This window comes from Brevibacillus brevis (assembly GCF_001039275.2).
Taxonomy (GTDB): Bacteria; Bacillota; Bacilli; order Brevibacillales; family Brevibacillaceae; genus Brevibacillus; species Brevibacillus brevis_C.
Genome location: NZ_CP030117.1, coordinates 4,993,156 through 5,006,507 on the forward strand (window position 1 = coordinate 4,993,156; position 13,352 = coordinate 5,006,507).

Annotated in this window: 13 protein-coding genes; 1 reads left to right on the forward strand and 12 read right to left on the reverse strand. The window is 50.4% G+C overall.

All coding sequences use genetic code 11. From position 1 onward, the window contains the following. Positions 1-75: 75 nt before the first annotated feature. From AB432_RS24105 to AB432_RS24145, 9 genes are all read right to left on the reverse strand, one after another. A complete protein-coding gene (locus tag AB432_RS24105; RefSeq protein ID WP_048034442.1) occupies positions 76-1,233 on the reverse strand; it encodes a GNAT family N-acetyltransferase in 1,158 nt (385 codons plus the stop codon). After that, on the reverse strand, positions 1,214-2,548 hold the full coding sequence (locus tag AB432_RS24110; protein WP_048034443.1) for a F390 synthetase-related protein: 1,335 nt from the start codon (positions 2,546-2,548) through the stop codon (positions 1,214-1,216). The genes AB432_RS24105 and AB432_RS24110 overlap by 20 nt, the downstream gene beginning before the upstream one ends. After that, the gene (locus AB432_RS24115) at positions 2,536-3,390 is read right to left on the reverse strand and encodes an MBL fold metallo-hydrolase (RefSeq protein WP_235617541.1); all 855 of its coding nucleotides are present in this window, start codon (positions 3,388-3,390) and stop codon (positions 2,536-2,538) included. The genes AB432_RS24110 and AB432_RS24115 overlap by 13 nt, the downstream gene beginning before the upstream one ends. Continuing rightward, positions 3,377-4,378: an NAD-dependent epimerase/dehydratase family protein gene (locus AB432_RS24120; protein WP_048034445.1), complete on the reverse strand. Its 1,002-nt coding sequence runs from the start codon at positions 4,376-4,378 to the stop codon at positions 3,377-3,379. Before AB432_RS24120 ends, AB432_RS24115 begins: the two co-directional genes overlap by 14 nt. Before the next feature lie 15 nt (positions 4,379-4,393). Then, entirely contained in the window at positions 4,394-5,569 is a 1,176-nt protein-coding gene (locus AB432_RS24125; protein ID WP_048034446.1) for an ATP-grasp domain-containing protein, read from the reverse strand. Further along, positions 5,559-6,554, reverse strand: a complete 996-nt coding sequence (locus AB432_RS24130) for a beta-ketoacyl-ACP synthase III (RefSeq protein WP_048034447.1) — start codon at positions 6,552-6,554, stop codon at positions 5,559-5,561. The genes AB432_RS24125 and AB432_RS24130 overlap by 11 nt, the downstream gene beginning before the upstream one ends. Before the next feature lie 174 nt (positions 6,555-6,728). Then, a complete protein-coding gene (locus AB432_RS24135; RefSeq protein WP_048034448.1) occupies positions 6,729-7,424 on the reverse strand; it encodes a response regulator transcription factor in 696 nt (231 codons plus the stop codon). Then, positions 7,421-8,878, reverse strand: a complete 1,458-nt coding sequence (locus tag AB432_RS24140) for a sensor histidine kinase (protein ID WP_048034449.1) — start codon at positions 8,876-8,878, stop codon at positions 7,421-7,423. Before AB432_RS24140 ends, AB432_RS24135 begins: the two co-directional genes overlap by 4 nt. Positions 8,879-8,905: 27 nt before the next feature. Next, positions 8,906-9,811, reverse strand: coding sequence for a hypothetical protein (locus tag AB432_RS24145; RefSeq protein ID WP_048034450.1), 906 nt, complete (start codon positions 9,809-9,811; stop codon positions 8,906-8,908). A gap of 174 nt (positions 9,812-9,985) precedes the next feature. Between AB432_RS24145 and AB432_RS24150 the strand changes: the two genes are divergently transcribed. Next, positions 9,986-10,864: a proline iminopeptidase-family hydrolase gene (locus tag AB432_RS24150; protein WP_048034451.1), complete on the forward strand. Its 879-nt coding sequence runs from the start codon at positions 9,986-9,988 to the stop codon at positions 10,862-10,864. Between the two features lie 84 nt (positions 10,865-10,948). Here AB432_RS24150 and AB432_RS24155 read toward each other — a convergent pair whose 3' ends face one another. The 3 genes from AB432_RS24155 to AB432_RS24165 form a co-directional block, all read right to left on the reverse strand. Continuing rightward, positions 10,949-11,245, reverse strand: a complete 297-nt coding sequence (locus tag AB432_RS24155; protein WP_048034452.1) for a hypothetical protein — start codon at positions 11,243-11,245, stop codon at positions 10,949-10,951. A gap of 99 nt (positions 11,246-11,344) precedes the next feature. Next, complete coding sequence (locus AB432_RS24160) at positions 11,345-12,331, reverse strand: FecCD family ABC transporter permease (protein WP_048034453.1); 987 nt, start codon at positions 12,329-12,331, stop codon at positions 11,345-11,347. After that, the gene (locus tag AB432_RS24165; RefSeq protein WP_048034454.1) at positions 12,328-13,317 is read right to left on the reverse strand and encodes a FecCD family ABC transporter permease; all 990 of its coding nucleotides are present in this window, start codon (positions 13,315-13,317) and stop codon (positions 12,328-12,330) included. The genes AB432_RS24160 and AB432_RS24165 overlap by 4 nt, the downstream gene beginning before the upstream one ends. Positions 13,318-13,352: the final 35 nt, after the last annotated feature.

Here is a 13,352-nt window from a genome sequence, read left to right on the forward strand (position 1 = left end):
GGCAAGCTACTTGTTTCTTCTTACATGTAGTGTACCTGACGGTTAGTTCGATGAGGGTCGAAGTGTGCAAATGGTTTACAGTCGGTACTTCTCTACCATCTTGATCCCGATTTGATTCAGCAAGACAGCGAGCACCTTCCAGACAGCTTGACGATAAAACGGCAAATGCTTGACATACACCGCTGTATATTCCGGTTCCCCCTCGGCTCCCCTGTCCGCTTTGAATGCGCCCACGCCAGCACTTTGATGGAGCAGGATGCCTTTGCTCTGTGCTTCTTGTACCAAGAGGCACGACAACATCCGATACAGCCCGGTTTCTTTGGGGAGCGTCGTATCATAGCCGAATAGCGGTGTCGTCATCACACCCTTTCGCTCAAAATAGCCAAGAATGCCGTCCAGTCGTCCGTCTTTTTCCAAGGCGATGAGGGTCAATGTCCTCTTTTGTATCGCCAGTCGGACAAAGTCCACCGAAAACTGTGGATTATGCTGAGAGTATTTATCCAGATACAGCGCGTTGTATAAAGCAACGATACGCTCGACATGCTGTTCTTCCAACTCCTCATGACGCAGAATGCGATAGCCGGATTTGGCAAGCATTTTTCGATCGCGGTTGAGCGTATTGCGGACCCGCCACTTGCCCTGCGCTGGCCAATCGGGGTGAAACAGGTAGACGTAGCGACTGGGAACCATGAGATAGCCCTTCTCTACGAGCCCCGTGTAAAAATCCGGATACAGCCTGCGACAAACAGATCGAAACGCGATGATATGGCCGGGGAACTTTTGGATGCCGTTTTCCGTGATGTCCTTCACTTCATCTGCACTCACATCAGGATACAGATTCGTTGATAACAGCCAATTGTTGACGATGACCATTTTGTTGCATTGGCTTTTTTTCATCCAGTGTCCAAGCCCTGTGAGTACAGTCGACAACACCCGCCTCAACACCGCTGAATCGAGCATGCCTAGCTCTTCCTTCGCGTACGTCACGTAATGGGTAAACGCCGAACTGACATACGAATTGTCGTACTCGGTATCGTTCACCGTTACGGGCATGATCCGATCGCCTACACGGAGTGCATGCATCCGCGTCTGTACATTTTGCACATAGCGGGATGGTTGTTCCGTCATCATGGGCAGCAAATAGCTTTTGACATAGTCGGCATCCTGCGCCTGTTCCCAAGGGATTTGCTCCGCCGAGGTCCCTTCATACCATTCAATCCATTGCCTGCTCACCTTGAACAAACATCCTCTCTACCCGCCGCAATTTTTTCGTACCGAGATTCAACTCATACGGTGCAAACACAATCGCAGGCAATTGCCCTTGCTGATCGGCAATGACTCGCTCCAGGCTTTGGCGTACTCGCTCCTGCTCTTGCGTGGACGGTCCTTCCCCACCCTTCATGAGCAGTGCTACCTCGACTTGCTCGTAGCTTTGCTGTCGTACTGTATACTCTTCTATCGCATCAGACGAGGTAATGACAGCCCGACGGATGAAATCAGGAAAGACCGATATCCATCGCGCTTCGTTTTCATGGCGAAAAACAAATAGATCATCCGCCCTGCCCTCAATCGATTCCAGCGCCATAAACACCGAGCCGCACGGACATGACGTACGCTTTTCCGTCAATATGTCGTTCAAACGATAACGGATAATCGGCTGTGTCGTCCGAGAAAAATCTGTGATGATCGGAAAGAATCGCTCCTTTTGCTCATCGAGATACTCCTTTTCCACCACTACGAGGTCTTCATTGACATGCAACGTCCCGTGTGAACAGCTCACCGCAAGCAGCCCTTCTGTGCATTGATAAATTTGATGCACAATCTGCCCGAACACTTCTGCGATGTACGTTTGATCCAACGGGTCCAGCACTTCTGCCACCGAGATCACCTTGATCGGAGATATCCGCAATTTCCCCTGACGCTGGGCAGTCGCGAGCATTCTCAACATCGAGGCTGGCGCAACCAGCACGGTCGGCTGATACTGATTCAGGTGATCAAGATGCTGATCGAGCGGTATTTGCAGATCGAAGAACGAGAATTGAATGCGGCGCCTGTTGACCGCCGTATACAGGTTGCTATTCGCTCGCAAGAAAAAAGCAATCCGATGTGTCGACCATAGCTGACCAGGCAGTGCTTTCGCCAAAATCACCCCTGCCCATTTCGCCTGCTCCTGCGGCCCTACAAGGAAAAGCCCGCGATTACCAGATGTCCCAGAAGATAAGCCAACGGTCACCCCATTTAATTGGGGAGTGAAATCGCGTGTCGTTTCTGCTTTCAGTGCAATCGCAAACGCTTCTTCCTTCTTGATCCCGCACGTATTCAGCTCGTCAAAATGGTCCATCATGCGCTGTTTATCAATCGGCTCGATTTGTCTCCATTGTTCTGGCGTTCCCACTCTCTTTCGGTAAAAAGGAGAAGCTGGCAAAATGCGAGACAACATCGCTCCGACCTGCGCTTCTTGCCATTTTACTAGCTGCTCACGCGAGGAAAACCGACGGGCATGCCACTTCGTTTTTACATACTGCTTCAAGAGTGTCATGATCTCCATGTGAACGCTCCTCTGCTGGCCTGCCAGACTTCCCCGCAGTGTGTCGGCATGATTTTCATGTCGGGACGTTGGCGGAATAGCACATGCAACTTGTGCAAATGCTCGCGATACGCCTGTCGATCCGCCATGATCAACCTAGCCAGTGGATGAGGCAACAAGTTGCCACGAAAGGCTTCACTCGACCAAGCGGCATCCGCGCACAAAAATACATCCCCATGATCTCGATCGCGCAGGAACACACCAAACTGCCCGATTGCATGTCCGTTCAGATCAACGATGTACAGACTCTGATCCGCAAACAAATCGTAGCCTACGGTATATGGCGCGTAAGCTTCAGGCAATGCCACCAGCCCTGCTCGATCAATGAAAGTCACCCGCTCTTCGAAATCGTCAGGCATTAAATCAGGCAAGTACGCCTCCCGTAGCGCCGCCCACCCCGTCTTTCCCTTGACGTGGTTGTAGGCACTCTCGAAGCAGTACAGTCGGGCATGCGGAAAATCGCGCAAACCGCCGATATGATCCGCATGGAAATGAGAAATGAGAATACCTGCTATGTCTGTCGTTTTGATTCCGCGTGCTGCGAGCTGTTCAGAAATACTCTCGTGTGCCTCCGAGAATACAGGCGTTATTTTGCCGTACAACGAATAAGGAAGCTTACTCGTGGCTTCAAAAAAGCGTTGCGAATAACCGGTATCAAAGAGCAGCAAGCCGTGGACGGGGTGCTCAATAAGCCCTGCGATGGCGTGAAACGGAATGTTTTTCATCCGGCCGCCTTTTCGTGAAAACATCTCGAGCTGCTGGCAGTAGCCCGTATCCATCAGCGTCAGTTTAACGTCCATCATGCGTCCTCCACCAATCTGTAAACGTCTCGATGCCCTGGGCAATGCTCACCCGCGGTTCATAGCCCAGATCGCGCTTCGCCTTTGAGATGTCCAAGGTTTGTGATTTGGCGAGCACGCCTACCGAGTAACGCGTCAAAACTGGCTCGCGATAGCCCAAAACGGTCTTGGAGAGTGTCTCCAGTACCCAAGCTGCCGCATACGCCTTCCAATATGGCAGCTCGCGCGTTTTCAGCGGAACCCCCAAGCGACGAAACACATCTGACAACACCTCGATCATCGTCACTGGCTCGCCATTTGTAATGTTGTAAGCCTGGCCTAATGTGTGCGCTGGAGAATCCATGCACAAGATCAGCGCGTCCACGACATTTTCCACATAGGTCAAATCAATGATCGCCTTGCCTCCGTCGATCAGCGGAACGAATTTCTTTTCATTGGCGCGGATCAATCTGGGAAGAATTGCATTGTCCCCAGGGCCAAACAAGGCCCGCGGACGAATCGTTATCGTCGGAAGCCCTGCAAGAAACGCCTTGTCGACTTCCAGCTCCGCCTGGTATTTGGTCTGTGCGTATGTATTGGCAAACCGTACGGGCATCGGCTCATCTTCGGGGATTCCCAGCTTGTCGTCAAAATTAAAATAAATACTTGGCGTCGATACATGGACCAGACGCCGGATACCGTGTTGCTTGCAGCCCTCGATCACATGAATGGTTCCTGTCACATTCGTCTCGTACATGTCACGGTACGTGCCCCACGGGGAGGAAAAAGCAGCCGTATGATGCACGATGTCCTGATCACGGCAAGCGTTCAACATAGCTTCTCTGTCTCTTAGGTCTGCCCGAAGGAATCGAATGCCTCGATCCTGCAATTGTCGGCCGATTCGCTCGTCGCGTCCTTGTGCTGTCACCTCATAGCCCATTTCATGCAGTCGTGTAGCCAGCTTCTGTCCGAGAAACCCCGTCGCCCCTGTTACTAGAACTCGCTTGTTCATTTCTTCCTCACGTCCTTACGCCTCTTCTCCGTTCCATTCGATATCGCTCGTACTGCAAGCGATCATGCTTTTTTTCGTTCGAAAGCTCTGCCAAGCCAAATCTGCCAGCATGGAGAACTGATCAAAAAAAGGACGCGGATCATCCCGCCTAAACAGTACATCTCTCGCTGAAAGCAGGTCGCTCACCCAACGCTTTGCCTTCTGGCCATTCGTCATGCCAGCAAGGCCGTATGTCAGCATCGCCATCCCTAGCATGCAAGCTTGCTTTCCAGCAGGAACAACAGTTTTTCCCTGATCAGAAAAATAAGCAGTAGCAGCCTCTTGCTGTCCCGCAAACAAATGCACACCGCTTGTCAGTCGCGGATTGCACTCGATTACGTATAGCTCTCCCTGCTCATTCTCCATGAAATCAAATGCGATTTGTCCGCTAAACGTATGTCGTTGCACGAAGCGACTAACAAATTCTCTTACCTGTGGGTGGGCTGAATAGGCGAAGTGAATCGAGGCCCCCTGTCCTGCCGTATGTGTTGTTTCATAATCGGCGTACAAGGTGAGCTGTCCATCCTGAGCAACAGCGTAGCTGCACACCTGTTTTCCTTTTATAAACTGTTGGACTAGCCATGGTTGCCTAACTGTCGGCTCAGGTAGCTTGGACTGCCCTGCCGCAGAGGACGGGTCTGCTACGATTCGTACATGAGCTGCGAAGCGAGAATAGACAGGCTTGAGCACAACAGGCCCCCTTGCTTGCAGCATAGCCTCCCGCAAGTGAGCAGGAGATTGTACCCGCACCGTCTGTGGAACCAGTGCTCCCACCTCGCGCGCCATTTCGGCAAAAAGCCATTTGTCGTGCAACGAACGCAGCACCTTTATTCCTTCTACAAGCACTTCACCGAAATCAAGCAAGCGATCACGCCCGCGCGATACGTAGAATATCTCCTCGCAAGTCGGGATCAAAAGATCGATACGCTCACGCTGCATGATTTCGCACAGCTTTTCGATATAAGCATCGGGCTGTTGACGGGGAGGAGGCACTTGGTAGGAGCGCTCTACATAACGAGAGTGCTGGCATAAATGTCGCCGCGCACTCTCCGCTACAATGACCCGATGTCCCGCAGAACCCAGCAAGCGGGCCAGCTCCAACGTAGCTGGAGCTCGTCCTCCTGTCAGCAAGACTGATTGTTTAGTATTCAAGCACAATTCCTCCGAGAGACAAGCCGGCAGATGTGCCCAGAAGCATCAGGAGATCGCCTCGCTGTACCCGATTCTGCCCAATCGCTTCATGCAGCGCCATCGGAATCGAAGCTGCGATGACATTGCCATGCTCTGCCAGAATGTTCACCATTTGCTGGTCGCGAAACCCAAGCTTGCCTGCCATGATCCGCATCGCCATCCCACTGGCCTGATGAGGAATAACTGTACGAATTTGCTCCTTGGTTACGGAGGCTGAAGACAACAAGCGATCCACAAAGCCGGTAATCAACTGCGAGGTCAGTCGAAAAATTTTCCGTCCGTCCATATCAAATGCAAAGTCTGCTTCTCTTCCTTGCGCAAATTGGCTCGGGTGGATCAGCGTACCGCCCCCCCTTATTTCGGAATAGTGCGCTCCTTCACTGTATGTTTTCATACTTGAACCCAAGATGCGGGAGCTTTCTGTTTCTGGCGTCCTGCCAATGACAACAGCCGCAGCTCCATCTCCGAACAGCACACAGCTCTCTTTTTGCTCCCAATTCAAACCTGCGGAGGATATCTCCGAGGAAATGATCAAGACTCGCTCGTAAATACCGACTGCCATTTGGCACGACATCACATCCAACGCAGTGACAAAACTTAGACATGTCGCATTTATATCAAAGCAAGGAATACCTGATTTACTTAGTTGAAGCTCTTCTTGAATCAAGGCAGCCGTGCAAGGGATTTCCTGCTGTGCCGTCCCGCTTGCACATACGATACAATCGATATCGTGAAGGGAGAGGCCCGCCGCTTCCAAAGCACGCCTAGCAGCGATGGCTCCCATCTGTGCAGCCGTTTCGTTCGTCACAAAATGCCTGACGCTTACCCCGGACTTTTTCTCTACCCATCCAGCCGCAAGTCCCAACTTTTCTTCCAGTTCTGCCGCTGTCACACGCCGAGTAGGCAAGTATTTCCCTGTTCCGAGGATTTTGATTTTTCTCTCCATGATCTGTGTCTCCCTTAGCTCGCATTACTCACACACGATTCGACATCTGCCCTATATTTTACATAAGTTTGTCGATTTATGGGAAACAGAATAAACACTTGGTACAAATTACCCAAGTGTTTACGTATGCCGCTTTTCTTTCGTTAGGCAAGCTTTACCACTCATTTCCACCTACTACAGTAAAAAGCGATAACCGACACCCCACACCGTCTCAATGTACTGCGGCTTAGCCGGATCGCTTTCTATTTTTTCCCGCAGCTTGCTGATATGCACCGTCACCGTCGCGATATCCCCGTACGAATCGAGACCCCAAATCTTTTCAAACAGCTCTGTTTTGCTAAATACCCAGTTGGGGTGGGCTACCAAAAAGAGCAGGAGGTCATATTCCTTGGAAGTGAAAGCCACTTCGCTTCCGTTGATGTAAACTCTCCTCGCCAGCTTGTCGATGCGAATCCCCCGAAGCCTGATCTCCTCTTTTGCCGTATGCGGTTTGGCATCGGAGACGAGGCGGTCGTAACGCGCCAGATGGGCTTTGACCCTCGCTACCAGTTCGCCCAAGCTAAAAGGCTTGCTAATATGATCATCGGCACCCAGACCCAGTCCACGGATCTTGTCGATGTCTTCCTTTTTCGCGGAGACGAGTAGGATCGGAATATTTTTGGCTTTGCGGACTTGCTTGCAGATTTCGAAGCCATCCACGATCGGGAGCATCAGGTCTAGTATCAGGAGGTCATACTCCTCTTGCAGTGCCTTTTGCAACCCTGTATCGCCGGAAGTCGCGACATCGACCGAGTAGCCGTTTGCCTCCAAGTAATCCTTTTGCACCTCTGCGATCACCATGTCATCTTCAATGATTAAAATATGTTTCAATCCGTGTCACCCCCGACTCTCTTGAGATCTGGCAAGGTAAAACAAATGCGGGTACCGCGTCCGCTCTCACTCTCCGCCCATACACGACCACCGTGCCCCTCCACAATTTGTTTGACGATGGCGAGTCCAAGACCACTGCCTCCCATGGCCGAATTACGCGAAGGGTCCGCCCGATAAAAACGGTCAAAAATATGAGGTATGGCTTCTTTTTCAATCCCTGTCCCATTGTCGGAGATCGACACGATCACTTCACCGTCGGCTTTCTCCACCTTCAATCGGAGTAGCTTCTCGTCCTTGTTCAAATACTTCAGGCTATTGTCCACGATATTCATGAGCACACGATGGAGTTTTTCCTGATCAGCCATGACTGGAATCGGACTTTCATTTTCCTCGTCATAGCGAATAGATACACCGTGCATCCGCGGGTCTAGCCGCAGCTCCTCGGCAAACTGAGCCAAATATGCTCGCATATCAACTTCTTCAAAGTGAAAGGGAAGCTTGTTCAAATCCAGTCTCGAGAATAAAAACAGCTCATCAATCAGGCGGTCCATCTGCTCTGATTTGATGGCAATCATCTTCATATATTTTTCCCGCTTCGCTTCCGTATCCGCAATCCCTTCCTGAACCGCTTCTACACAGGCTTTGATTCCTGTTATGGGTGTTTTTAGATCGTGCGAAATACTGGAAATCAGTTGTTTACGATTTTCCTCATACTGTAGCTGCAAATGGATAGAATCATACAATCTGCCACGCATCTCTTCAAATGCTTCTCCCAGCTCTCCCAGCTCATCCTTGCGATGGAGTTGAACAGAGCGCTCCAGATTGCCTTCTTTGATTTCGTATGCTGCCTGCTTTAAGGCGTACAAAGGTCGAATGATACTGCGTGAAACTAGAAATGTTAGTACACCGTTCGTCAGCGCCACAATCGTTAGAAGACTAAGAATCAATGTGATAAAAAAATAAATGCCTGTCTGCATAAATGGAAAAGAATTCGCAAGGAAGTAGAGCTTCCCTTTACTTTGATCAGCAAAAGGAAACTCGTACGTATCAAACGTGTAGCCGTCCTGATTAAATTGCTTCCAGTTATGCATGCGCCCCTGATCCGGTTGATCCTGCAAATAGTCAGGCACGTCAGCGCTATCAATCGACGGGGAGAGGAATAGCACTTTTTCGTCCTTTGTCAGTATCAATGCACCACCAACTGCTTGTAGCTGCTCATCCGTCTCTGTCAGCATGTTCTCGTTCGTCAATTGATCGGGAGCGTATTTGGCCATGAATGTGACACCAGCAAACAACTCGTCTCGTTTATTGAGCGTATCACGAAGGAGCGGTTTGCCTTCCTCCCGTTCTCCCCAAAAGTAATTCGCCAATCCCGATGCCACCAATCCAAACAAAACAAGGGGGATAATAATCATGGCAATATAGGAGAGCAAAAGTCTTGTTTTGATCGACATGGTTCATCACCCCCTTGCAGTCATGGTTTACTCGGAATCGGAATGCTTCGTCCAGCCTTTTCTCCATTTGTTCTTCATGTCCTCACGGGAAACCTTCTCAACTTGCTTGCCAGTAAGATCAATGCGATCAGGTGTGGTCGTGCCCAGATCGGTCAAGCGGATATCCAAAGAAAGCTGGAGATTGTGCTCTTTCCCAGACGCGTCCGTTCCCGAGAGGTTCACCACAGCAGATTGCTGTTCGATTTGATTTTTCTCGTCGATCTTGGCGTTCAGCAATACTTGGTCCACTTGAAAATCCTCTTGCAAGCGAGGAAGCTTCACAGATAGATGGTTCTCGGAGGAAGACGCTTCTTCACTATGTTCGGCGAGCTTATCGTAGAGAATAGGTCCGGCTGCCTGGATAAATGCCGGAATTTGCTCTTCGGAGAGCTGAAGCGACGTACGCTTGCCTCCATCCGGTAGGTTCTCAACGGTCACATTTTTCCCGAGATCGCCGAATACCGAAGCAAACAGCTTATGCATCATGGCCCCGCGTTTGTTATCGGCGTCATTTTCTGGTTGGTGTCTTCTATCCATTTTTTCCATGACCCGATAAACGTTACTATCCCCTTTTTTAACCACAACTTGATCCTTTTCCAGAAAGGCTTGCATGCTTTTCTCGCCCAGCGTGTCTGTAAAAGTCGCCTCTACATTTCCGATGTGCTGGTTATGATCGATCTTTGCGACTCCCTCCAGTGTGAGCAGCTTCGCTCCGTTGTCTGTGAGCGATAGCTGCGCGTGGGCCGTCATGTTCTTCGCTTCCTTCGTTTGATGCAGGGCTGATTCATATACGCCCATCGTCGTGCTATCCGCACTCGCTGATGCCCCGTATCCCCAAATCAATGCTCCTGTGATTCCAACCGACAAGCCGATACCCAACCATTTTTTTCGCATGATGGTCCCTCCTATTTTCATCGAAAGCAACTGTCATCGCTCTCTATACCAGTCATGATAAATAGAGGGTCTAAACACGCTCTAAATCAATTCTAAAAAAAGTGTAAAAACAATTCCATATGCTATATTGAAAGAAGAAGTGATCAGCATGAACCTGAAGTGGAGGCATTATCGATGAGTATGCAAGAAGGCTATATTGACGTTCCTGGCGGAAGAGTATGGTACAGTCGTGTCGGCGAAGGGGAGAAAACGCCTCTGATCGTCCTTCACGGAGGACCTGGCAATACGCATGATCCGCTCAAATCAACGCTTCATGTCTTAGGCAACGACAGACCCGTCATTTTCTACGATCAACTCGGGTCAGGAAATTCCGATCGCCCGACCGATCTGACTCTTTGGAAAACCGAGCGCTTTGTGGAAGAGCTGGCTTGCATCAGACAAGCCCTTGGCTTAAAAGAGGTTCACATTCTGGGGCACTCGTGGGGCACAATGCTGGCAGCAGCTTATTTGGTGGATGCCAAGCCGGAAGGGGTACAGAGCATCATCTTCTCCAGCCCATGCCTGAGCGCTGAGCGTTGGAAACAGGACGCAGATCGTTTAATCGAGCAATTGCCAGAGGATGTGCAACAAACCATTGCCACACACGAGGAGCAGGGCACAACGGATTCACAAGAATACCAGGATGCCATGAAGGAATACTACAAGCGCCATGTGTGCCGCCTTGATCCAATGCCAACAGTCATGACAGAAAGCCGTCCAAAAGCGAACAAAGAAGTGTACATGACGATGTGGGGACCGTCTGAGTTTTGCCCGACAGGGAATCTGAAAACATTCGACTACACACCCAAGCTGCATCAAATCAACATTCCTTCCCTGTTCGTTTGTGGCCGATATGATGAAGCGACGCCTGAATCGACAAGTTACTATCAGTCTCTGGTGCCAAACGCCGAGCTCCATGTCTTTGAAAACAGCTCGCATGTCGGCTATCTGGAAGAGACAGACGAATACGTGCAGGTTATCCGCAGCTTTTTGCAAAAAGCAGATACGAAATAAAACCGCCGCGGCCTCACTGGCTTAGCGTGACATGAAAAAACGGAAAAACTTCGTATCATCGACGATGCGAGTTTTTCCGAATCCTCATGCTTTTTTTAAGTAAATAAGGAAATTAAGTATGTTCAATCCTAAAATGATGAAAAACATATAGGTGGACATAGCATCTCCACTTAGGTTAAATTCATCAGCTATGTAACCCATAACCATAAGATTCGTTCCGGAAACGATTACTGAAATTGCTGAAATCATACTAAGTGTGAATCCATTGACAAGATTACCTCGTTTCTTTTGAAGCAATAAAGCAACGGAAATAACTAGTAAACTGATGATAAAAGTAATCAAAACGAATCTTAATAATTCGTTTATCTCCATCCCTGCCATAGTCATCCTCCTAACAATCTTATACCTGCTATATTTTACCACACAATTAAAAGACCGAACCTCGCAAGCAAGTCCTTTTGCAAGATTCGATCCCTTCTTTTATACCCCTCTTCTTTTCTCTCGTCCGATCAAATACAAGAAATACGGCGCCCCAATGACAGCTGTCACGATTCCCACGGGAACCTCCATCGGGGGCAAAAGCCATCTGCCTAGCCCATCAGCGGCGACCATGAGCGTAGCACCGAGCAGAGCGGCGACCGGGAGAAGAAGTGCATGCTTCCCACCTACCAAACGACGAGCGATGTGCGGTGAGAGCAGACCGACGAATCCGATGGAACCGACAACCGCCACACATGCTCCTGCAAGTGCGACAGAGGTTACCAAAAGGACAACGCGCAGTCTCGTCACATCCTCGCCCAAGCCTTCTGCTACATCATCTCCGAGAGACAATACGTCGAGCCGGTACGCCAATAAATAAGCAATCGGTAAAAAGACGAGTATCCACGGAAGCACCGCCCATACGTGCTCCCATCCCCGCCCCCACAAGCTACCCGCCATCCAAAGCAGTGCCGCATTGACATCACCCGGATTTTTGACCATCAGGTATTGGATGCCCGCCTGACAAATGACCCCGATGGCGATCCCCACCAGCGCTAGAGTAGCGGACTGGACGCGTTTTCGCGCTGTATATACATACAGGATAGCAGCGACAACGGCCGCACCCCCAAATGCCGCCAACGGCAGCAAATAAGCCGGAGATTTGGGAAAAAGAAAAATGACGATGGAAGATGCGAGCCCCGCCCCTTTGGTGATGCCGATTACGTCAGGAGAGGCCAACGGATTGCGAATCATTCCTTGTAAAATAACCCCGGATACCGCCAAGCCCGCTCCAGCCAACATGCCGAGGACAACACGCGGCAAACGATACTCTCCAATTATAAAGTGATGATTTTTCGGCCCCGTCCCAAAAAGTGACTCTACTACCTCACGCGGCGATATGGACACCGCCCCAGTTCCGATACTGATAATAACGGTGACGATGAGCAACAGAAGCAATACAGGGGCAATACTTTGTCTGCGTGTCATGAGGCTCTCCTCTCCTTACCCACTAAATAGAGGAAAAAGGGAGCGCCCAAGAAAGCGGTCACGATGCCCACTGGCGACTCATACGGATACGCAATGAACCTGGCAAGAACGTCGGCATAGACCAGCAGCAATGCGCCGAGCAACGCTGTAATCGGGAGGTATAGCTGACTCTCTCTTCCTAGCAAAAGTCGGGTCAAATGTGGCACCATCAATCCGATAAAGCCGATCGGGCCAGCAACGGCAACAGCCGAGCCTGCAAGTACGATGACAATGATTCCACAGATCATTCGCACCCGAACTACATGTTGTCCAAGATTTTTGGCTACATCCTCACCCATACGCATAATCCCGATGGACCGAGCCATAAAAAAGGCAACCACCAGCCCCGCGATTGACCAAGGCAGCACACGGTTCACATCCGTCCAATCCGCTCCATCCAATGACCCTGCAAGCCAAAACAGGACTTGATCGGTCGAATGCTGATGAAACAAAATGAATGCCTCTGTAATGGAAGCGAGAAACAGATGGACGGCTGTGCCAGCCAAAGCCAGCTTAACAGGAGTCATCCCCCCAGCCGCACCGAGATAGTACACCACAAAGCCACCTATGACAGCCCCGCCAAAAGCGAGTGGCGCTAATAATGGCACCGGGAGATTAGGCAAGAGTACCAAGGCAGCTACGACAGCCATCGATGCACCTGCGTTAACCCCAAACGTCTGTGGCGAAGCAAGCGGATTGCCTGTCATTGCTTGCATAATCGCACCAGCCACACCGAGACAGGCCCCAATGATTACCGCCAATAGCGCTCTGGGAAGCCTGAGCGTCGTCACAATCAAATGCTCCTGCGATGTAGAGGGGGCAAAAAGGGATTTTACGCCACTCACCAACCCCATGTCTGTCCAACCAACCGAGATACTGACGACTAAACCAAAAACGAGCAGGAGCATTCCTGCCGCAAAAACGATGCCCGCCTTTGCTCCCTCCATAGGTACAACCTCCTCCCGCAAAAACGACGGGATCG